This window comes from Pseudoalteromonas sp. S3260 (assembly GCF_005886925.1).
GTDB classification, from domain to species: domain Bacteria; phylum Pseudomonadota; class Gammaproteobacteria; order Enterobacterales; family Alteromonadaceae; genus Pseudoalteromonas; species Pseudoalteromonas tetraodonis.
In genome coordinates this window covers 1-315 of sequence record NZ_PNCV01000278.1, presented here as the reverse complement: position 1 = coordinate 315, position 315 = coordinate 1, and the positions used below count along the sequence as shown (strand labels likewise).

The window sequence follows — 315 nt, the reverse complement described above, 5'->3', positions numbered from 1 at the left end:
TATTGTGGTGTTAGCTTTACTACCTTGGATTGACCGTGGTCGCGTACGCTCTATTCGCTATCGTTGTGGTTTCCACAAATTGAATATTGCGCAGTTCGTTGTGACCTTTGTTATTCTTGGTTGGGTTGGTGCAACACCGCAAACTGATTTCAAAACAATTCTGTCGCAGATTTGTACGGTGACCTATTTCATGTTCTTTGTGTTACTGTTCTTCTACAGTAAAAACGAGAAAACCAAGCCATTGCCAGAGAGGTTGACGAAATGATGAAGAAACTAGTTGTCGGTTTATTCGCATTGCTGCCTACTTTGTCGATG

General features: G+C 41.9%; 1 pseudogene. It reads left to right on the top strand.

Annotated features, from left to right (window positions below):
• Nucleotides 1–265: pseudogene (locus tag CWC14_RS18460) on the top strand (cytochrome b); the annotation flags it as partial.
• Nucleotides 266–315: the final 50 nt, after the last annotated feature.